Source organism: Actinomadura sp. 9N407 (assembly GCF_044326315.1).
Taxonomy (GTDB): Bacteria; Actinomycetota; Actinomycetes; order Streptosporangiales; family Streptosporangiaceae; genus Spirillospora.
The window spans coordinates 1-19,203 of record NZ_JBIRAW010000063.1 but is presented as its reverse complement, the minus strand read 5'-3'; the positions used below and the strand labels follow the sequence as shown (position 1 = coordinate 19,203).

Sequence of the window (19,203 nt, the reverse complement as noted above, 5' to 3'; positions counted from 1 at the left end):
CACCGGGGGTGCCACCCCACGCCCGGGGCGTCGGGTGGGGCGGCCCGGCGCCGGCCGGGCCGCCCCTCCCTATTGTCCGGGGATTTCGCGATTGTCCGGGGATTTCGCGCTACTGGTCGGCGATCGGCACGGTCGCGGCGTCCAGGAACGGCAGGACGGCACCGAGGAAGCGTTCGGGCGCCTCGGCGAACGGGGCGTGCCCGGTCGGCAGGGCCCGCCAGGTCGCCTTGGGCATCGCCCTGCGTACGCCGGAGGCGTCCATGCCCACCATCGGGTCGCGGCTTCCCCACACCAGCAGCGTCGGAGCGATGATCGCGGCCGCGCGGGACCGCAGATCGTGCTCGGGTGCGGCGAAGCTGCGCCACAGGGCCGCGGCGACCGCGTTGGCGGCCGGGTCCCGGCGGCGGGCGGTGTCCCGGGCGATGATCTCGCGTACCGCGGGCGTGCGGCGGCGCAGGTAGAACCGGGGCAGCCGGCCGGCCAGCAGCCGCATCGCCGTGTCGGTGCCCATCACCCGGATGAAGCCGCGGCTGGCCGGGTTCAGCGCGCTGAACCCGCCGCTGTTGACCAGTACCAGCGCCGTCACGCGGTCCGGATGCTCGATCGCCAGCCGGGCCGCCGCGTACCCGCCGACACTGTTGCCGATCACCGCGGCCCGGTCGAGCCCGAGCCCGGTGACGATCTCCGGCAGCACCCGCGCGTACGCCATCGCCGACAGCGACTCCCCCGGCCGCGCCGATCCCCCGTACCCGGGCCAGTCGACGGCGTACGTCGCGTACCGCTGGGCCAGCGCCGGGATCACCGCGTCGTAGTCCCGGTGGCACCCGGGATTGGCGTGCAGCAGCAGGACCGGCGGGCCCTCGCCTTCCACCGCCACCGCGATCCTTCCCAGCGAGGTGGCGACCTCTTTGATCATCTGACGCCCCTTCCCCACCCGCCCGCAGGCTCGCACCCGCCCGCGGGCTCGCGCCGATACGCCTGCGGACGACGCTAGACACCCGGGAAAGTCTCGCTCGGTACCTTGCCGTTTCCGGCCACGCCACGCTCGCGCCGCACAACGCCCGCGGCGGAACGAGTCAGGCGCGGCAGAGGATCTCGCCGTGGGTGACCGAGTACCAGCCGTGCTCGGCGGCGGCCCAGGCCTTCCAGCCCGCGTAGACCTCTTCCAGCTCGGCGCGGGTCGCGTGGCCGCCGGCGATGGCACGTTCGGCCACGGTCGAGCGCAGCATGCGGCCGCCCCAGGACTCGCTCCACCACTCGCGCTCCTCCGGGGTGGAGTAGCACCAGGCGGAGGCGCCTGCGGTGACGTCGGTGAAGCCCGCTTCGCGCGCCCAGGCCACCAGGCGGCGGCCTGCGTCGGGCTCGCCGCCGCCTTCGCGTGCGGTCTTGTAGTAGATGGGACGCCAGGCGTCCATGCCGGGCGGGCTCGGGTACCAGGCCATGGTGCCGAAGTCGGCGTCGCGGGCGGCGACGATGCCGCCGGGCCGGCATACCCGGCGCATCTCGCGCAGCGCCTGTACGGGGTCGGGGACGTGCTGCAGGACCTGGTGGGCGTGCACGATGTCGAACGTGCCGTCGGGAAAGTCCAGGGCGTGCACATCGGCGGCGGAGAACTCGACGTTGGTCAGCCCGCCGGTCGTACGGCGCGCCTCGTCCAGGACGTCGGCGGACGAGTCGATGCCGGTCACGGGCCCGGGGGCGACGCGTTCGGCCAGGCCGGCGGTGATGGTGCCGGGACCGCAACCCACGTCCAGGAGCGAGGCGCCGGGACGCAGGTGCTCGATCAGGTAGGCGGCGGAGTTCTCCACCGTGCGCCACTGGTGGGAGCTCAGAACGGTCGTGTGATGGCCATGGACATAGGGCATCGGGATCACCTTCTCCACATGGGGGCACCGCATGGGGCCGATGACCGTCACCCTACGAGGACTGCTCACTATTTGAGAAGTGTGTATCAATATGCGAGACGCCCATAGTGAGATGCAGGGCGTGGGCGCGCAGGGATCAGGCCATGAAAACGCCGAGTCCCCGTGCCGGGTGATGTGGCACGGGGACTCGGCGTCGGCCAGGGTGTGACCGTGTCCGCGCTAGGCGGCCGTGGCCAGAACGCGACGGCGCCCGGCCGCGGGCATGGACTCCACCAGGGGCAGGGACTCGACCATGGTCAGCACGGCGGCGGCCTCGACGGCGGCCGGCTCGGCATAGGCGTTCATCGTCTGGTGGGAGAGCTGGGTGAGCCACGGCTCGATGACGGTCCGCTCGGCGGGTCCGTACAGCCGCGGGTGAGAGATGTGGAACGTGCCGGTCGCTGCACTCACTGCCACTACCCCTTTCTGCACCGGCGGACCGCCCTCCCCCTGAGGGCCGTTCCGCCGGACGGGCGATACCCGGAGGTACGCACCGAACAAGCTCTCCGGTTCGATCCCTATTCCCCGTGAGTTGTTCCCGTTACCCCTGGTGTATCTCTTCCCCGGTGTACCCCGGATCACGCTGCGAACTTACGGTTCGACACTGACATTTTCGCCCGGCATCGAACTTCTTCGAACATCCGTTCACCCGGCGTCCACGTCCCTGGCCGAACGCGGCAGCGGAGCCGAAGCCCATCGGCCGAATGGCCGATCCAGGTGGTCCGCACGAGGTCGTAGCCTGCGGAGTCATGGACGATTGGGGCGCCCGGCTGGACCGCATCCCGTCGGTGGGCGGCTGCTTGTTCCGCGCCGCCGCGGGATGCTGCGCGGCCCTGTATCTGACGCTGTGCGTGGCCACCGTCGGGCTGAATCCGTCCGGCCAGGTCGAGGTGGTCCTCGCGGGGCTGGCGGCCGTGGCCGCGCTGATGGCCCGCTGGCTGGAGCGGTGGGCGCTCATCATCGGCGGCGCGTCGCTGGTGGTGACGGGATGGGCGATCATGACCGGCGCCCCGGTCGGCGGTCCGAGCGTGCTGATCGAGATCTCGGCGCTCCTGGTCCTGATCGCCCGCGTGGTCTGGATCACGCCCCGGGCACGCCTGGTACCGCTGGCGACGCTGTGCGCGGGGGCGATCGTGGTACTCCCCCTGCGCTCCTCCCAGATGGCGATGCTGCTGTCCGCGGCCCCGCTGGCGGTACTGGTGGCGATCGCCGTCGGGACCGGGCTCTACCTGCGGGCGATCGACGCGCGGCGGGCCAGGGCGCTGTCGTCCGCGCGCCGCGACGAACGGCTCGATCTCGCCCGGGAGCTGCACGACTTCGTGGCCCACCACGTGACGGGCATCGTCGTCCAGGCCCAGGCGGCCCGCTTCATCGCCGGGACGGGCGCCGCGCAGGATCCCGAACGGCTCGACCGGATGCTCGGCGACATCGAGGCCGCCGGTACGGAGGCACTGACCTCGATGCGCCGCATGGTCGGCCTGCTCCGTACAGCGCAGGACGGCCAGGACGGCCAGGGCGCTCTGGCGGAGGACGGCGAGGCCGGGCGGCGTCCCGTCGGGGACATGAGCCAGGTACGGGAGCTGGTCGGCCGGTTCACCCACCCGCCGGCGACGCTGACGCTGGACCCCGGCCTCGGTACGCTCCCGCCCGAGGTGGCGACGTCGGTGCACCGGGTCGTCCAGGAGGCGCTCACCAACGCGCGCAAGCACGCGGCCGACGCCACCGCCGTGCACGTCGCCGTGACCCGCCTCGGTCAGGGCTCGCTCGAAGTCTCCGTACGCGACGACGGGCGCGGGCGTGGACACCACCGCCTGCCGTCCGGCGGGTTCGGCCTGGCCGGGCTCACCGAACGTGTCGAAGCGATCGGCGGGCGGCTGACCGCGGGGCCGCGGCCCGAGGGCGGCTGGGAGGTCGTCGCGGTCGTTCCCTGACCACCGCCTACGTTGACTCGTGGCGTGTTCGCCTCCACGGGCGGCACCAAGGGCGAACTCGCCACGAGACAACTGCCTGTGGGACGCGGCGGCGGGCGGTCTGAAAAGATCGGCCGGGGCCTGAGAGAATCGGCGCCGTGACCATCCGTGTACTGATCGCCGACGACCAGGAGATGGTCCGGACCGGATTCCGGATGATCATCGACTCGCAGCCCGGGATGGAGGTCGTCGGGGAGGCCGCCGACGGGACCCGGGCGGTGCAGCTGGCCCGGCGACTGCGGCCCGAGGTGTGCCTGTTCGACATCCGGATGCCCGGGATGGACGGCCTGGAGGCGACCCGGCTGCTGGCCGGTCCCGGCGTACCGGACCCGTTCCGGGTCGTGATCGTCACCACGTTCGACATGGACGAGTACGTCTACGGCGCGCTGCGCGGCGGCGCCGTGGGCTTCCTGCTCAAGGACAGCGGTCCCGCCCTGCTGGTGGAGGCCGTCCGGGCGGCGGCCAACGGCGGCTCGCTGGTCTCCCCCTCGATCACGGTCCGGCTGCTGGAACGGCTCGCCCGGCCGGTCGCGCCCGCGACACCGCCCCGCGAGGCGCTCACCGACCGCGAGCTCGACGTCGTACGGCTCGTGGCGCGCGGCCGTACCAACGACGAGATCGCCGGGGAGTTGTTCGTGTCGCTGTCCACCGTGAAGACGCACCTGGGCAGCGTCCAGCGCAAGCTCGGTGCCCGCAACCGCGTCGAGACCGCCGCCTGGGCCTGGGAATCCGGCCTGATGCGCTGACGCGCCGCCCCGTCCGTGGCTCCGTCCCCGATCGAGCCCCGTCCGTCATCGAACCCCGTCCGTCATCGAGATCGAAGGGATCGGCACTGGTACCCGAGTCATGGAACGGCGTGCCCGTGACGATCCTGGCCCTGTGGCTGCTCGCCGCCACCGGATGGGGCGTGATCCTCGCGGGGCTCCGCCGCGGGCCGTGCGGCCGCCCGGCGCTGATCGCCCACACGCTGACCGCACCCGGCGTGGTGCTGCTGTGCGCGATCATCGGCTTCGGCTCGCTGCACGGCACGATCGCGCTCACCGCCGAGTGGTGGTCGCTGGCCCTGGTCACCGGCTTCCGCCCGGAACGGCTCATCCGGTACGGCACGCTGCCCCGGCTGGCCGCCTGGGCGGCGCTCACCACCGCGATGGTGCTGGCGGCCACCCACGCCGTGTTCCACGTCTGACGTCCCGACCCTGCCCCCCAACCCCTGCCACCAAATTCGGCAGCGGCCGGTTTTGACGGCGAACAGCACTGACCCCCCGCGAAGCGGGAATGGTCAAACGTCCGTAGTATCCGGACATCGGCCCTTCGAGACGGGCCCGGGCCGTCCCGCGGAGGTGGATCATGCCGTGTGCACTGTGCGGCGACATCATCCCGACCGAGGTGACCCGCTGCCCGGCCTGCGGCGCGTGGAACCGGCGCCGGGACTTCCGCGCGGTCGGCGTGGCCGTCTTCATGCTGCTCGGCTTCAACGCGTTCATCGCGCTCGGCTCCGGCATCAGCCTGATCCGGCTCATCCACCCCCTGCACCGGGCCACGCACGACACCTACGACCCGGCCCGTACCGGCGCGGCCCTGGCCCCGTACTCCGACGTGTTCCTGATCTGCACCATCATGGCCGGGGTGACCGGCGTGCTGTATCTCGCCTGGCTGTGGCGCGCGTACGGGCAGTCGCGTGGCCCGCACCGCCACCGCCGCGTCTGGGCGCTGGCCGGCTGGTTCTGCCCGCTGGTCAACCTGTGGGTCCCGCCCCGGGTCGTGTACGACGTGTGGGTCTCCAGCGGCCGCTTCCGGACGGCCGAACGGCACTCCATCGCGGTGATCGTCACCAGCTGGTGGACGTTCCTGCTGCTCGGCGTCGGCCTCGCCAAGCTCTTCATGGCCGGCGGCGTGCACACGCTCGCCGATGCGCGCTTCTCCGTCCATGTGGGAGTGGCCGCGACCGCCTGCCAGGCCCTGGCCGCCGCCCTCTGCATGGCCACCGTCTTCGAGATCACGCGCCTGCAGCGCTGAGTCCAGCACCTCGCGCCGTGCAGGGGCTATGGAAGGCAGGGCGCTACGGAAGGCTGGGGCCTGAGCTTCCGTCGCTGGCGTGCCAGAGGCGGCGCGGAGGGCGCTTGACCGACTCGCCCGCGTGGCCGATGTCGGAGTACGGGGACATCGCGAAGCCGTTGGCGTAGGTGATGTGGCGGGCCGGCCGCTGCGGCGTGCCACCCGGCCGTACCCGGGCCATGGCCTCGCGCAGGGCTTCCGGGCCGCCATGCCGCCATGCCTCGTTCAGGGTCGCCAGGTCCCAGCAGGCGGTGGCGGTCACGGAGACCGCGCGCGCTCCAGGGCGGCGGAGCCTGCCCCGTACGAGCAGGAGCCAGGAGCCGAAGAGGGTGGCGGCGCAGCGGTCCTGGACGGACTCGAAGAAGGCCAGGTCGACCGGGCCCGTCGAGTCGTCGAGGGTGGCGAAGATGACGCGCTGCCCGGACCGTACGGCCGGGGTCTGGGTGGCGACCTTGACGCCCGCGACCAGGACCTCGCCGCCGCTCCCGGCGGCCGGGCGGTGGGCGGGGAGATCGGCGGCGCTGATGGCGCCGAGGTGGTCGAGCAGGTCCTTGTAGAAGCTCAGGACGTGGCGGCTGACGTCCATGCCCAGGATGTCCAGCTCCGCTTCGACCATCTCGCCCGGGGTCATCGGCGGCAGCTCGCCGACCGGGATGTCTTCGAGGGTGGCCGCCTCGGTTGCGTCGGGATCCGTTCCATCGGGACCCGACGCGTCGGCGGTGAGCGGCAGCTGGCCCTCGATCGCCGGGCGCGCGGTGGACCGGTCGAGCGCTCCGACCCGGCAGAGCAGGTCGCGCCGCGACATCTCCGGGCCGTGCGGCGTCTCCCGGCTGTGCGGCGCCTCCGCGCCGTGCGGTATCTCCAGGCCGTGCGGTATCTCCAGGCCGTACAGGGCGTCGAAACCGCCGGCCAGGACGAGGCGTTCGGCGGTCGGGCGGGAGACCTTGGCGCGGCGCCAGAAGTCGGTCAGGGACGGATAGGGCCGGCCGGCGATGATCCGTTCCACTTCGGCGTCGCTGATGCCGCGCACCTCGTCCAGCGCGACCCGGATCCCGGTGCCCTCGACGCGCCAGTCGGCGGCCGAGCGGTTGACGTCCAGCGGCAGGATCGGGACGCCGAAATGCCGGGCGTCATCGAGGATGACGCGCTTGGGGTACATGCCGGGATCATGGGTGAGCACTCCCGCGTAGAAGGCCGCCGGATGATGGCGCTTCAGCCAGGCCGACTGGTACGTGGGCAGCGCGAACGAGGCCGCGTGGGCCTTGCAGAAGCCGAACGCGCCGAAGGCCGTCAGCATCCGCCATACGGAAGCGACCGTGGACTCCTCGTACCCCTGGGCCAGGGCCCGCTCGCGGAACCATTCGCCGACCTCCGCCTGCCCCTCCTCGGACGAGAGCGCGCGCCGCGCCGCCTCGGCGTCGGAGAGGCCGCAGCCGGTCATCGTGTCGAAGACGCGCAGGACCTGCTCGTGGAAGACGACCACGCCGAGGCTCTCGCGCAGGGCCGGTTCGAGGTCGGGATGCGGGTACGCGGGCTCGCGCCTTCCGTGCCGCGACTCCAGGAACGGGCTGACCATGTCGGAGTTGACCGGCCCGGGGCGGAACAGCGAGATGTCGATGATCAGATCGGCGAACGTGCGCGGCTGCAGCTTGCCCACCAGCTCGCGCTGTCCCGGCGACTCGATCTGGAAGCAGCCCAGCGTGCGGGAGGTACGGATCATCTCGTACGTGGGCTCGTCGTCGTGCGGCACGCTCTCCAGGTCGAGTCCCAGCCCTTCGCCCAGCCCCTCCCCCTTCCCCTTCCCCTTCCCCTTCCCCGTACGGTCCACCTCCGCGACCGCGTGCGCCATCGCCGACTGCATCCGCACGCCGAGGACATCGAGCTTGAGCAGCCCCATCGCCTCGACGTCCTCCTTGTCGAACTGGCTCATGGGAAAGCCCAGCAGGCTCTCCTCGACCGGCGTACGGTCGCGCAGCGTCGCGTTCGACAGCAGGACGCCGCAGGGATGCATCGCGATGTGGCGGGGCAGCCCGTCCAGCCGCTCGGCGATCCGGAACAGCACCTCCAGGCGCCCGTGCGCGAGGTTGCTCTGCCGCAGCTCCGGCAGCTCGTGCAGGGCCGTACGGATCTGCCTGGCCCTGACCCGCGGGAACGCCTTGGCGATCACGTCGATCTCCTGCGGCGGCAGCCCGACCGCGCCGCCCACGTCGCGGATCGCGCTGCGCGCCCGGTAGGTCTCCATCATCGAGACGCAGGCGACGCTGCCGGCCCCGTACCGGTCGAACAGCGCCCGGTAGGCGTCCAGCCGCCGCGCCGACTCCACGTCCAGGTCGATGTCGGGCAGGCCGGGACGGCTGTCGGCCAGGAAGCGCTCCATCACCAGGTCGTGCCGGAGCGGGTCCACGTCGCTGATCCCGATCAGGTGGTTGACCAGGCTGCCGGCGCCCGAGCCGCGGATCGAGCAGCGGATGCCGAGCGAGCGGATCAGCGCGGCGGCGTCGGCGACGGTGAGGAAGTACGAGGCCAGCCCCTTGCGGGCGATGATGCCGAGCTCGTGCGCCAGCCGTCCGGCCGCCTCGGCCGAACGGTCCAGCCCGCGCCGGACGAGCCCGTCCTCGCAGCGGGTGATCAACCGCCCGTACGGGTCGTCCCCCGCGTCGGGCAGGTGCACCCGGTCCATGCCGAGGTCGGGGCCGGGATCGAGGGCGCAGCGTTCGGACAGGCGCCGCGTCTCGGCCAGCAGCTCGGCCGCGGCCTCGCGCCCGCAGCCGAGCTCGGCGACCCGGCGCATCTCCTCGACCGGCTTGAGATAGGCCTGGCCGGTCAGGTCGTCGAGGTGCCGCCGGTGCAGCGGTACGAGGCGGCGCGCCACGTCCAGGACCTGCGCGACCGGGTGGTCGGCCGAGTCGAGATAGCGCACCGCGTTCCCCAGCACCGCGGGAACACCGGCCTCGCGGGCCAGCGCGAGCATCCGCGCCGCCCGGTACCCGTCCCCCTTGCCCTGGTGGTTCACGATCTCGATCATGACCTCGGCCGTCTCCCGCCAGGCCGCCAGCCGCGCCGCCGCCAGATCGGGCCGCCGCGCGGCGATCGCGCGTCCGACGTCCGAGCGCGGGCCGAGCAGCACCACCAGCCCCTCGGCATGCGTCCCGATCAGCTTCCTGCTCGCCTCCGGCCGGCCCCGTCCACCGGCCAGGTGCGAGGCCGTGATCAGCCGGCACAGCGACCCCCAGCCCACCCGCCCGGTGGCCAGCACCACCACCCGGTCCGCGTCGCCCGCCCGGTCCCTGTCGCCCGCCCGGTCCCTGTCACCCGCCCGATCTCCGTCGCTCGCCCGGTCTCCATCGCCGGCCAGGGCGCAGTCGGCGCCCAGGACGGGACGGATTCCGGCGGACCGGCAGGCCCGGACGTGCTTGACCGCGCCGTACAGGCCGTCGCGGTCGGTCAGGGCGAGTGTCTCCATGCCCAACTCGGCCGCGCGCTCGGCGAGCGCGCGCGGAGGCGCGACGCCGTGGCGCAGCGAGTAGGAGGAGGCGACATGCAGGTGCACGGGCGCCTCAATCCCACACCCGGGAGAGCGTCCAGGCGTCGCTCACCGCGTCGTAGCGCAGCTCGTAGACCCCGATCTCCCGGTCCGGGGTGGCCTCGACCCGCCAGAACTCCCGCTCGCCGGTGACGTCGGACTCGGGCTCCTGCTCGCGCCACCAGTCGCGGGTGGTCACCCAGTGCTCCAGGACCCGCCGAACGGTGTAGAGCCGTTCCCGCCAGACGAACCGGGCCGGGCGCCCGTCGGTCACCCAGACGTCCACCGGGTCGCCGAACACGCGCGTCATCTGCTTCCCCCGCCCTATGTGCTCTCGATCACCGCACGGGGGAAGAAGGCATGCGGCCCATCATTCGAACATGTGTTCGCTACCGAGTCTAGGGAAGCCGGGACCCGGGAAGCAAGGCGGGGCCGGTACGGATCTCGCCGTACCGCTCACAGAAAAGCGCAGGTCAGGTCACTAGGAACACGGGCCACCCGGAAGCAGGGTCACTGGAGACACGACCACCGGAAACAGGGATCGCCGGGAACGGACCACTGGAAACAGGGGTCAGTGGGGAACGGGTCGTTGGAAGCACGGTCACTGGGAACAGGCGTCGGGGGTCAGGACAGCAGCCGGACCAGGCGGTCCGCGACGCGCGCGACATCGGCCACGTCGGCGATCCCGCCGCCGGTCCACAGGTAGCTCCAGCCGCCGCGGGCGGGGGTGGCCACGACCATGACCTGACGGCGGGACCGTGGCCCGTGGACCGACAGCACCGACTCCTCGGGGCCGGCCAGCCGCCAGCGCAGCCCGCGCGCCTCGGCCTCGTACGCGAGCGCCGCGAGATGATGGCGCCGTACCTCGGCGAATTCCTGCGCACCTACTACAGACACGATCATCCGCCTCAAGGGTGAAGGTCCCGGGTGTGGAGGTCGCGGCCACCCCATGACGAGTCGCGCTCGGCCGGCGACGAACGGTGACCACTGACCAGGATGGCCCGCGACAAGTGATCACCTCGGGTAATCCGGGAAGGTGGGGCGAGGTATTTCCTTCCCTCACTCTCCGCGATCGGTCGTTACCAACAGTGATGACATGCTTACGCGCACCGGCGTCCAGGCGGGAGCCTTCCGTGATACACCCCTTGTTTGGATAAGGCTGTTGGGCAGGCGCCGCAGGCATGCGCCCTGCCATCCGCCCCCGCAGAAGGCCATCCGGCCCCCGTAGAAGGAGTTCCGCCGATGACCCGGGACCGCCGATGACCGAGGCCGCCCCCACCGGCCGCGACCTGCCCGGCCCGTGCGCCGGGCACGGACGGCGCGAGCGCAAGAAGCGGCAGACCCGGATGGCGCTCATCGACGCCGCGCTCGACCTGTTCCAGCGCAAGGGGTACGAGGCGACGACCATCGACGAGATCGTCGCCGCCGTACCGGTGTCCCAGCGCACGTTCTTCCGCTACTTCGCCACCAAGGAGGACCTGGTCATCGGGCTCCTGGCGGAACACGACCAGATCATGCTGGAGTCCCTGGCCGCCCGGCCGGCCGGGGAGCGCCCGCTCACCGCGCTCTTCGAGGCACTGCGTACCGTGCTGTCGGGCATCGCCGAGAGCGACCCGGCCGACAGCGCCAGGTTCCGTACGGTGCGCAAGGTGATCGACGCGAACCCGTCCCTGGTGGCCGCGCAGATGGCGCGGATCTCGGCGGCCGAGCACGACCTCGCCCAGCTGGTCGCCCAGCGGGAGGGCGTCGATCCGGCCGACGACATCCGGCCGCACCTGATCGTCGCCTTCCACAGCGCCGCCATCCGGGTGGCGTTCGAGGACTGCGCCCGGCACAACGTGTGGGAGCCCGCCGAGATCGCTTCCCGGGTCGAGAACACCATGGCGACCGCCCGCGACGGCCTTCCCGGCTGGATCTGAGCCGCCGAGGAACACACTCCGTGGCCGGAACGGAACGCACTCCGTAACCTGAGCGGAACGCACTCCGTGACCGGAGCGGAACGGACCGGCGGGCTCTGAGCGCGCGCGTTCCGCGGTGCCGCTAAGGTTTCCGGACAGATGCCCTTGACCCACAGATACCCCCCGACCCCAGGAAAAGCATGACCATGCGTGTAGGAGAGAACTCCGAGTCCCTCCGGCCCGAAGATCCGCGGCAGCTGGGCGGCTACCGGCTGCTCTCACGGCTCGGCCGAGGCGGCATGGGTACGGTCTTCCTGGGCGAGAACGCGGCGGGCGGCCGGGTCGCCGTCAAGGTGATCAACCGGGAGCTGGCCAGCGAGGAGTCGTTCCGCCAGCGGTTCCGGAGCGAGGTGACCTCGGCCCGGCAGGTGCGCCGGTTCTGCACGGCGCCGGTGCTGGACGCCGAGCTCGACCACGATCCGCTGTTCGTCGTCACCGAGTACATCGAGGGCCCCAGCCTGGAGCACGCGGTCGCCGAACGGGGCGCGCTGTCCGGTTCCGACCTGGAGGGCCTGGCGGTCGGGATGGCGACCGCGCTGGCCGCCATTCACGGCGCCGGGATCGTGCACCGCGATCTCAAGCCCGCCAACGTGCTGCTGTCCTCCACCGGCCCGCGCGTGATCGACTTCGGGATCGCCCGCGCGCTCGACGCCACCGACGGTCCCACCCGTACCGGGCAGTTCGTCGGCACGCCCAACTACCTGCCGCCCGAACTGCTGCGCGGCGAGCCGGTCACGTCCGCCTCCGACGTGTTCGCGTGGGGCTGCGTGATGACCTACGCCGGTACGGGACGCGCCCCGTTCGCGGGCAACACCGTTCCGGAGATCTTCTACCGGGTGGCGCACGACCCGCCCAAGCTCGACGGGCTCGACCCGGCGCTGCGGGACGTGGTCGCCGCCGCACTCGACAAGGACCCGGGCAAGCGGCCGTCCGTACAGGAAGTGCTGGGACGCCTCGTCGGCCACGCCCAGCCCGATCCGGCGCGGCTCGCCGAGACCGTACAGGCCGCGTGGCACTCTCCCACCGGCTCGCCTCATGCCGGCTCTCCTGCCGGCCCCTCGCATGCCGGCCCTGGTTCGACGGGGCCGACGTACCCGCAGGGCGGTGCGCCGCAGACGGTCATGCAGCCGCCCGGTTCCCTTCCCACGCGCGGCGACGCTCCGCAGCCTCCCCGTCGCGGCGGCGGGCTGCCGAAGAAGAGCCTGGGCATCGGGGCGGGCGCCGTCGCCGCCCTGGTCCTGGGCACCGTGGCCCTCTTCGCCGTGCTCGGCGGGAACGGGCCGCCGGAGAACCTCGCCACCTCGTTCGCCGACGACTTCTCCAACAACGAATCCGGCTGGGACGGCTCGACCTTCACCAGCCAGTACGGCTATAAGGACAGCAGATACCGCATGGAGACCAGCACCTCGGAGAGCCTGCGCGTCCAGTGGCTCCCGAAGGATTCGGCGACGCAGATCCCCGAGCGCATGCTGGTCAGCGTCAACGTCAACGTCGTCCAGGGGACCCCCGACAGCCGGTACGGCATGACCTGCCGGGGCAACAACGACGGCGAGACGCAGTACACGTTCCTCGTCCGCAAGGACGGCAAGGGCGCGCTGCTCCGCAAGGTCGCGGGCGCGAAGGGCACCAAGGAACTCGCCAACGTCGACTCGGTGTCCAGCCTCGACGACGAGGGCGTCAACGACCTGCAGATCGCCTGCGAGCCGGACAAGGACGGCAAGGAGGTCCGGCTGCGGCTGTGGGTGAACGGCGACCAGGTCCTCGACGAGACCGACGCCGACCAGCCGCTCGCCCACGGCTGGGCCGGCATCGCCGTCGAACGCGGCGGCAACGCGGCCCAGCAGATCACCGCCGACTTCGACGACTTCGACCTGTCCAAGATCCTCGACTGACGCCCGGCCGGCCTCGCGGGCCGGCTCGGGCGGTACCGGAGGGGATCTCGGGCGGCCGGCCCGTGCGGTCAGCCAGGCGGCCGGCCCGTGCGGTCAGCCCCTGCTATCAACGCGCGCTATCAGCTCAGGTAGCCGGTCATCCAGCGGTCCAGTTCGGTGAAGACCTGCTCTCTGGCCGGCTTGGCGGACAGCACCAGGTCATGGATACCGCCCTGGATCCGGACGAGCGTGACATGCCGCCCGAGCCGGGGTGCCCAGCGGGCCATGTGCTCCACGTCCAGGACGGCGTCGGCACTCGTCAGGTCCGCCACGCCTGGTTTGGGCTTCACGCTGCGGTCCGACGACATCACCAGGACGGGCACGTCGATGTCGAGCCCGCCGTGCAGGCGGAGCTGCCCGCGCCGTACGGCCGCCAGCCACGCGGCCCGTACCGGAAAGCCGAGCAGGGGCTTCCACTCCAGGTCGAACTCCCACTCCCCCTCGTGATCGCGATGGATGCTGCGCGGGTAGAGGTCGGAGACGCCCGCCGGCAGCTTGGCCGAGGGGAAGCGCCGTCCCAGCATCCTGGCCAGGCCCGCGCCGAGCTTCCGCATCACCAGCGGCTCGTTGATGTCCAGGAACGGGCTGTTGAGGAAGACCCCGTCCACCAGCCCTTGCCCCTTCACGCGGTCCGCCCACAGGGACGCGACCAGGCCGCCGGTGGAGTGACCGTTCAGAAGAAGGACATCGTGCCCGTCCTCCTCCCGTACGATCCGTACCGCCTCATCGATCTCGGGGAAGTAGTCGCTGAGGCTGTGGACGAAGTTGGCCGTCTGATGGGGACGCAGCGAACGCCCGTACTTGCGCAGGTCCAAGGCATAGAAGTCGAAGCCCCGCTCGACATAGAAGTCGGCGAGGTGCTTCTGGAAGAAGTAGTCGATGTAGCCATGGACGTACAGCACCGCCCGCCGCCCACGCTCGCTCCCCCTGCGCCGTACGAGCGTGGCCACGACCTCGCCCTCGGAGTCCTGCCCCAGGGGAAGCTCGATCGCCTCGTACTCCGGCCCCAGCACATCCGTCGTCACGTCCATGAATCCTCCCGATCGGCCCGGACCAACCTAGCCGCCTTGGCCCCCGTTCGCCCTGAAGCCCCGTTCGCCCTGAACCCCTGCTCGCTTGAACCCCTGCTCGCTCTGAACCCTGCTCGTTTTGAACCCCTGTTCGCCTTGAAATTCTGTTCGCCTTGAAGCGGCCGCGCACGGCTGGAAATCTAAGGACCCCCTTCTCCCCCCAGGAGCCGACCTGATGCCGAGCCCCTTGCGCCAGACCGACCCGCGGCAACTCGGGTCGTACCGGATCACCGGCCGGCTCGGCCGCGGCGGCATGGGCACCGTCTTCATGGGCGAGGACACCGGCGGCCGCCCGGTCGCGGTCAAGGTCATCAACGTGGAACTGTCCGACGATCCGGCGTTCCACGAGCGCTTCCGCCGCGAGGTGACCGCCGCCCGCCAGGTGCGCCGCTTCTGCACCGCGCCCGTTCTGGACGCCCGGCTCGACGGTGAGCCGCTGTACGTCGTCACCGAGTACGTCGACGGCCCGACGTTGGACGAGACCGTACGGGAACGCGGTCCCCTGCACGGCGGGAGCCTGGAAGGCCTGGCCGTCGGCATCGCGACCGCGCTCGGCGCCATCCACGACGCCGGTATCGTGCACCGCGACCTCAAGCCCGCCAACGTGCTGCTGTCCTCCACCGGACCCCGTGTCATCGACTTCGGCATCGCCCGCGCGCTCGACGCCGTCGACGGCCCCACCCGTACCGGGCAGTTCGTCGGGACCCCGACGTACATGGCGCCCGAGATCTTCCGCGGCGAGGACCTCACCCCGGCCGCCGACATCTTCGCCTGGGGCTGCGTCATCGCGTTCGCCAGTACGGGACGCCCGCCGTTCGGCGACACGACGATCCCCGCCATCATGCGGCGCGTGATGTCCGAGCCGCCCGTCCTGGACGGCCTCGACCCGGCCCTGCACGACGTGGTCGCCGCCGCGCTCGACAAGGACCCCGCCAAGCGCCCCACCACCCAGGACCTCCTGACCCGCCTCACCGGCCGCCGGCAACCGCCGCCGACCATGCCCGTACCCGAGCAGATGACGATGCCCGTCGCGGAACCCACCCGCGCGGAGGCGGTGCGCCGCCGTTCCCGCCGTCCCCTCCTGCTCGGCGTGGGCGCGGCCGTACTGGCGGTCCTCCTCGGCGGCACGGCCGTGTACGCGCTCACCGGCTCGAGCGGCCCGCCGGACAACACACGCAGCATCTTCTCCGACAACTTCTCCGACATCGGTTCGGGCTGGAGCGGCGGGACGTACGTCTCGATACTGGGCTACGGCTACAACGGCAGCGCCTACGGGCTCGACACGAGCGGCGGCATGAAGTTCCAACTGTCCCCCATCCTGGACGACAAGATGCCCGCGTCGATCCTGGCCTCCGCGAGCGTGAAGGTCTCCGAGGGACCCGCCTACGGCATGTACGGCCTGATCTGCCGGGAGCGGTACGGCGACGACGGCGCCAGCGGCTACCGCTTCCTCGTCCGGCGCGACGGCGAGGGCGCCGTGATCCGCCGCGCGACCAAGGACCGCGGAACCAAGGAACTCCTCCGTACGGGCAGGCTGGACGGCGTCAAGAAGGACACCAACCGCCTCCAGATCGCCTGCGAACAGGACGGCGGCGACGTCCGCCTGCGGCTCTGGCTGAACGGTGAGCAGGCCGCCGACATCACCGACACCGACAATCCACTCCCCAGGGGGAACGTCGGCATGATCGTCGCCCAGGAGACCGGCTCCGTCACGTTCCGTACCGAGTTCGACGACTTCGAGCTCGCCGAGATCCTGGACTAGGACGTGGCCCAGGATCGTGATGAGGCTCTTGATCCGCACCCATCGGCACGCGGCCGGTACCCGGCTTGACCGGCCGTCGACATCGCCTCGGTCCGCATCTGGCTGCGCCACCCGTCACCCGTCACCCGACCGGGATCGGTGATCGTTGCGACTCGGTCAGGTGTCGCTTTCTTTCAAGCCGATGCCGACCAGGATCCGCACCGCCTCGGCCCGAGCCATGCCATGGTGGTCGGCATAGCGGTCCACCTGCGGCAACAGTTCTCCAAGACGCACCTGGACCCGGCCGCCGATCTCGGGCCGGCCCGGCCCCGTCTCGGCGGGCAGGTCGGGAAGCACGCGCGGGAGGGCCTGCTCGTGCCCGTTTCGAGTCAGCCAGTCGACGGCGTCGTCATCGCGGTCCACGAATTCCCACGTCGTTTCGGGCCCTTGCGGACCATCGAGGTAGTCGCGTCGCAGTACCCAGCGTCCGGACTCGGTACGGTGCAGCGTCTCGCGGATGCCGCGGATGCCGCCCTTGCCCTTGCGCTGCCACTGGGCGTACTGCTCGTCGGTGACAGCACCGACCTCCACGAAAGCCTCTGCACGGTCGGGGTCGAACCAGCCCACGGCCTCGCCGGGAGAGACGCGATCTGAGCCGTACCGGTACACCATCTGCCTGGCCATGACCCATCCCTTCACCCAATAAGCGATGTCGTAAATCTAGGCGCGGACCGCCGAACAGTCAATAGCCGACATCGTTTATCGACGCGTGAAGGCGCCGCATCCCAATCCACAGGCCGCATCCCGATCCACGGGACACGCCCTAGTGCCGCTTCAGGCGACGTTCGCCCTGCTGTGTTGCGGCGATGCGCGCATGTCGTTTCGAGTTGGGTATGTCCGTGAGACCGTGCGGTCGCATCCTGGTCGATGAGGGTTTCTCATCCGCGGCACGAGGATGATGAGGACCCATCGGGCCCGACCGGGAGCCGCAACGACCCGCGTGCCCTCGGGGAGGCACCACGCACGTCACGACTGGATCCAGGAGACGATCGTGAACGATGATTCGAGGAACAACGACACCTCCGCGCTGCCGCCGGTCGTCGACCGGGACACCTGGCAGGCCGACGTGGACGCGCTGCGGGTTCGGGAGAAGGCCCATACCCGCGAAGGTGACGCGATCGCGGCGGCCCGCCGGCGCCTGCCCATGGTGGAGGTGGACGCCGGCCTTGAGCTGATCGGACCGAACGGGCCGGTGACCCTGCTGGACGCGTTCGAAGGACGTCGACAGCTCATCGCCTACTACTTCATGTGGTGGCCCGGCCAGCCCGCGCCCGAGCAGTGCGAGGGCTGCACGATGTTCCTCAGCCAGGCCCGCGAGCTGTCCTACCTGCACTCCCGTGACATCACCTACGCAGTCTTCGGCCAGGGCCGCAACACCGCGTTCGGACCGAGCGATGCCCAGGTGTCCTACGACGAAAGCGTGCGCTATCGCGACTTCATGGGCTGGGACATGCCGTGGTACTCGGCACAGCCCTCCCTCGACGCGCTCCTCGTCGGTCGCAAACCCGGCCTGATGCATCTGGTGTGCTACGTGCGGGAAGGCGACCGCGTCTTCGAGACCTACTGGACGACGCGCCGTGGCGTGGAGGCGATGGACTACAGCAACGCGCTCATGGACCTCACCGTGTACGGGCGCCAGGAGCCGTGGGAGGACTCGCCCTCCGGCTGGCCGCAACCGCAGATCGACAGGGAGTCGGCACACATGCGGACCAACGGACGTCCCACCTCCCAGTGGCCGCGGATCCACGCCGGACACTCCGACGACCTCGGAACCGCGGAGACAGGAACAGCGCCCGGGCCTCACAACTGTCACTGAGCTGCATGAGGTAGCCATCGCGGGCCCGGCGGCACGACCACCGCCGGGCCCGTTCAGTGCCGGGCCCGCTCAGTGCTGGCCCGTTCAGTGCCGACCCGCTCAGTGGCGATACCTGAGCAGCACCACCCCGGACCGGAACGGCCGCGTCTCCACCAGCCGCAGAGCCGGAACCTCCGCCACCTCGAACCCCTCGAAGAGCCGCTCACCGCGCCCCAGCACCACGGGATAGACGAACAGCCGGTATTCATCGACGAGCCCCGCCGCGATGAGGCTCCGCACGAGCGTGATGCTGCCCGTCGTGACGATGTCCTTGCCCGGCAAGGACTTCAGCGCCGTTATCTCCTCCGCGAGCGGGCCTCTCAGCACGGTGCTGTTCGCCCACTCCGGATCGCCCATCGTGCTGGAGACGACGTACTTCGACACCGTGTTGAGGTAGTCACTGACCCCCGTGGTGTCATCCGTCTGCTTCGTCCAGTAGCCCCGCATGTCCTCGAACGTCTTCCGCCCGGTGAGAAAGGCGTCCGCCGCCTGCGTCTGCTCACCGAGTGCCGCCACGATGTCCGACTGGTCGACGCCCGCATCGTTCGCTTGGTCGAACCATCCCCCCGTCGCCTCGACGACACCGTCCAGCGTGACGTTCTCCGTAACGACCAGGTCTCTCATTCCTGCACCCATCCCTGACAGCCGATATCTCTGACACCCCGACGGCACCCGCCGGAAACTCATCGGTCCCGCCGCATTCCCGCAGGAAAAGCGTTAGCTTCCGCAGTCGTGGCAGCAGATCGCCACGTGTTGGTCTCCGGCATGATGCACGTCCTGCAACGCGGGCAGGTCCGCACGGCGCGCCGACTGGTCCGGCACTCTGGCCCAGCAGTCCCGGTGCCAAGGGCCGGAGTTCATAACGGCCGTGATCAAGGACCTTACAGCGCATGTCCTCGACACGGTCTTCACATACCAGAAGGTCACTGGCCCCGACCGGGCCTGGCGGCGCTCTCCTACTCGTGGCTCAACGCCGAGGCATGGCCGATCGCCATGCCGCCCCCTTCCATTGACTCGTGGCGTGTTCGCCTCTGGCCATGGGTGGTCTCTAGTGTCTGTTGCAACGAGGTCTTTGAAAGGATCTTGTTGTGCCAGGACGTCGTCTTACCAGTGCCGAGCGTGCGCAGATCGAGGTG

The 19,203-nt window shown here is 70.9% G+C and carries 18 protein-coding genes; 8 read left to right on the top strand and 10 right to left on the bottom strand.

The features are described 5' to 3' along the window. Positions 1 to 109: 109 nt before the first annotated feature. From ACH34Q_RS46635 to ACH34Q_RS46625, 3 genes are all read right to left on the bottom strand, one after another. Positions 110 to 916, bottom strand: coding sequence for an alpha/beta fold hydrolase (locus tag ACH34Q_RS46635; protein ID WP_395989710.1), 807 nt, complete (start codon positions 914 to 916; stop codon positions 110 to 112). A 160-nt stretch (positions 917 to 1,076) separates the two neighbouring features. Then, positions 1,077 to 1,865, bottom strand: a complete 789-nt coding sequence (locus tag ACH34Q_RS46630) for a methyltransferase domain-containing protein (RefSeq protein WP_395989709.1) — start codon at positions 1,863 to 1,865, stop codon at positions 1,077 to 1,079. 219 nt (positions 1,866 to 2,084) lie between these two features. Beyond that, positions 2,085 to 2,315: a hypothetical protein gene (locus ACH34Q_RS46625; protein WP_395989708.1), complete on the bottom strand. Its 231-nt coding sequence runs from the start codon at positions 2,313 to 2,315 to the stop codon at positions 2,085 to 2,087. A gap of 338 nt (positions 2,316 to 2,653) precedes the next feature. On the opposite strand from ACH34Q_RS46625, the gene ACH34Q_RS46620 reads away from it, so the two are divergent. From ACH34Q_RS46620 to ACH34Q_RS46605, 4 genes are all read left to right on the top strand, one after another. Then, positions 2,654 to 3,835: a sensor histidine kinase gene (locus tag ACH34Q_RS46620; RefSeq protein ID WP_395989707.1), complete on the top strand. Its 1,182-nt coding sequence runs from the start codon at positions 2,654 to 2,656 to the stop codon at positions 3,833 to 3,835. A 137-nt stretch (positions 3,836 to 3,972) separates the two neighbouring features. Then, the gene (locus tag ACH34Q_RS46615) at positions 3,973 to 4,620 is read left to right on the top strand and encodes a response regulator (RefSeq protein ID WP_395989706.1); all 648 of its coding nucleotides are present in this window, start codon (positions 3,973 to 3,975) and stop codon (positions 4,618 to 4,620) included. Positions 4,621 to 4,730: 110 nt separating this feature from the next. Continuing rightward, positions 4,731 to 5,060, top strand: coding sequence for a hypothetical protein (locus ACH34Q_RS46610; protein ID WP_395989705.1), 330 nt, complete (start codon positions 4,731 to 4,733; stop codon positions 5,058 to 5,060). Between the two features lie 161 nt (positions 5,061 to 5,221). Continuing rightward, positions 5,222 to 5,890, top strand: a complete 669-nt coding sequence (locus ACH34Q_RS46605) for a DUF4328 domain-containing protein (RefSeq protein ID WP_395989704.1) — start codon at positions 5,222 to 5,224, stop codon at positions 5,888 to 5,890. Between the two features lie 43 nt (positions 5,891 to 5,933). Here ACH34Q_RS46605 and ACH34Q_RS46600 read toward each other — a convergent pair whose 3' ends face one another. The 3 genes from ACH34Q_RS46600 to ACH34Q_RS46590 form a co-directional block, all read right to left on the bottom strand. Continuing rightward, positions 5,934 to 9,479, bottom strand: a complete 3,546-nt coding sequence (locus ACH34Q_RS46600; RefSeq protein ID WP_395989703.1) for a DNA polymerase III subunit alpha — start codon at positions 9,477 to 9,479, stop codon at positions 5,934 to 5,936. Between the two features lie 7 nt (positions 9,480 to 9,486). After that, the gene (locus ACH34Q_RS46595) at positions 9,487 to 9,762 is read right to left on the bottom strand and encodes a DUF6504 family protein (RefSeq protein WP_395989702.1); all 276 of its coding nucleotides are present in this window, start codon (positions 9,760 to 9,762) and stop codon (positions 9,487 to 9,489) included. A 314-nt stretch (positions 9,763 to 10,076) separates the two neighbouring features. Next, entirely contained in the window at positions 10,077 to 10,349 is a 273-nt protein-coding gene (locus ACH34Q_RS46590; protein ID WP_395989701.1) for a hypothetical protein, read from the bottom strand. 362 nt (positions 10,350 to 10,711) lie between these two features. On the opposite strand from ACH34Q_RS46590, the gene ACH34Q_RS46585 reads away from it, so the two are divergent. Continuing rightward, entirely contained in the window at positions 10,712 to 11,371 is a 660-nt protein-coding gene (locus ACH34Q_RS46585; protein ID WP_395989700.1) for a TetR family transcriptional regulator, read from the top strand. Positions 11,372 to 11,550: 179 nt separating this feature from the next. Further along, positions 11,551 to 13,302, top strand: coding sequence for a serine/threonine protein kinase (locus tag ACH34Q_RS46580; protein WP_395989699.1), 1,752 nt, complete (start codon positions 11,551 to 11,553; stop codon positions 13,300 to 13,302). A gap of 119 nt (positions 13,303 to 13,421) precedes the next feature. Here ACH34Q_RS46580 and ACH34Q_RS46575 read toward each other — a convergent pair whose 3' ends face one another. Next, a complete protein-coding gene (locus ACH34Q_RS46575; RefSeq protein WP_395989698.1) occupies positions 13,422 to 14,372 on the bottom strand; it encodes an alpha/beta hydrolase in 951 nt (316 codons plus the stop codon). 214 nt (positions 14,373 to 14,586) lie between these two features. Here ACH34Q_RS46575 and ACH34Q_RS46570 point away from each other — a divergent pair, with 214 nt between their 5' ends. Further along, positions 14,587 to 16,173, top strand: a complete 1,587-nt coding sequence (locus ACH34Q_RS46570) for a serine/threonine-protein kinase (protein WP_395989697.1) — start codon at positions 14,587 to 14,589, stop codon at positions 16,171 to 16,173. A gap of 156 nt (positions 16,174 to 16,329) precedes the next feature. Here ACH34Q_RS46570 and ACH34Q_RS46565 read toward each other — a convergent pair whose 3' ends face one another. Then, positions 16,330 to 16,836 (bottom strand): hypothetical protein, encoded by a 507-nt coding sequence (locus ACH34Q_RS46565; RefSeq protein WP_395989696.1) that lies wholly within the window; start codon positions 16,834 to 16,836, stop codon positions 16,330 to 16,332. A 367-nt stretch (positions 16,837 to 17,203) separates the two neighbouring features. Between ACH34Q_RS46565 and ACH34Q_RS46560 the strand changes: the two genes are divergently transcribed. After that, the gene (locus tag ACH34Q_RS46560; RefSeq protein WP_395989695.1) at positions 17,204 to 18,028 is read left to right on the top strand and encodes a DUF899 family protein; all 825 of its coding nucleotides are present in this window, start codon (positions 17,204 to 17,206) and stop codon (positions 18,026 to 18,028) included. Between the two features lie 99 nt (positions 18,029 to 18,127). Here the strand turns inward: ACH34Q_RS46560 and ACH34Q_RS46555 are convergent, their stop codons facing one another. Together ACH34Q_RS46555 and ACH34Q_RS46550 are read right to left on the bottom strand one after the other, a co-directional pair. Next, on the bottom strand, positions 18,128 to 18,691 hold the full coding sequence (locus tag ACH34Q_RS46555; protein ID WP_395989694.1) for a dihydrofolate reductase family protein: 564 nt from the start codon (positions 18,689 to 18,691) through the stop codon (positions 18,128 to 18,130). 332 nt (positions 18,692 to 19,023) lie between these two features. Further along, on the bottom strand, positions 19,024 to 19,203 hold a 180-nt coding region (locus ACH34Q_RS46550), incomplete at its 5' end, for a hypothetical protein (RefSeq protein ID WP_395989693.1).

What these genes read in the sequence shown, in the direction of transcription:
- ACH34Q_RS46635 (WP_395989710.1), bottom strand. Translation starts at nt 916, where the DNA reads ATGATCAAAGAGGTCGCCACCTCGCTGGGAAGGATCGCGGTGGCGGTG.
- ACH34Q_RS46630 (WP_395989709.1), bottom strand. Translation starts at nt 1,865, where the DNA reads ATGCCCTATGTCCATGGCCATCACACGACCGTTCTGAGCTCCCACCAG.
- ACH34Q_RS46620 (WP_395989707.1), top strand. Translation starts at nt 2,654, where the DNA reads ATGGACGATTGGGGCGCCCGGCTGGACCGCATCCCGTCGGTGGGCGGC.
- ACH34Q_RS46605 (WP_395989704.1), top strand. Translation starts at nt 5,222, where the DNA reads ATGCCGTGTGCACTGTGCGGCGACATCATCCCGACCGAGGTGACCCGC.
- ACH34Q_RS46595 (WP_395989702.1), bottom strand. Translation starts at nt 9,762, where the DNA reads ATGACGCGCGTGTTCGGCGACCCGGTGGACGTCTGGGTGACCGACGGG.
- ACH34Q_RS46585 (WP_395989700.1), top strand. Translation starts at nt 10,712, where the DNA reads ATGACCGAGGCCGCCCCCACCGGCCGCGACCTGCCCGGCCCGTGCGCC.
- ACH34Q_RS46580 (WP_395989699.1), top strand. Translation starts at nt 11,551, where the DNA reads ATGACCATGCGTGTAGGAGAGAACTCCGAGTCCCTCCGGCCCGAAGAT.
- ACH34Q_RS46575 (WP_395989698.1), bottom strand. Translation starts at nt 14,372, where the DNA reads ATGGACGTGACGACGGATGTGCTGGGGCCGGAGTACGAGGCGATCGAG.
- ACH34Q_RS46570 (WP_395989697.1), top strand. Translation starts at nt 14,587, where the DNA reads ATGCCGAGCCCCTTGCGCCAGACCGACCCGCGGCAACTCGGGTCGTAC.
- ACH34Q_RS46565 (WP_395989696.1), bottom strand. Translation starts at nt 16,836, where the DNA reads ATGGCCAGGCAGATGGTGTACCGGTACGGCTCAGATCGCGTCTCTCCC.
- ACH34Q_RS46555 (WP_395989694.1), bottom strand. Translation starts at nt 18,691, where the DNA reads ATGAGAGACCTGGTCGTTACGGAGAACGTCACGCTGGACGGTGTCGTC.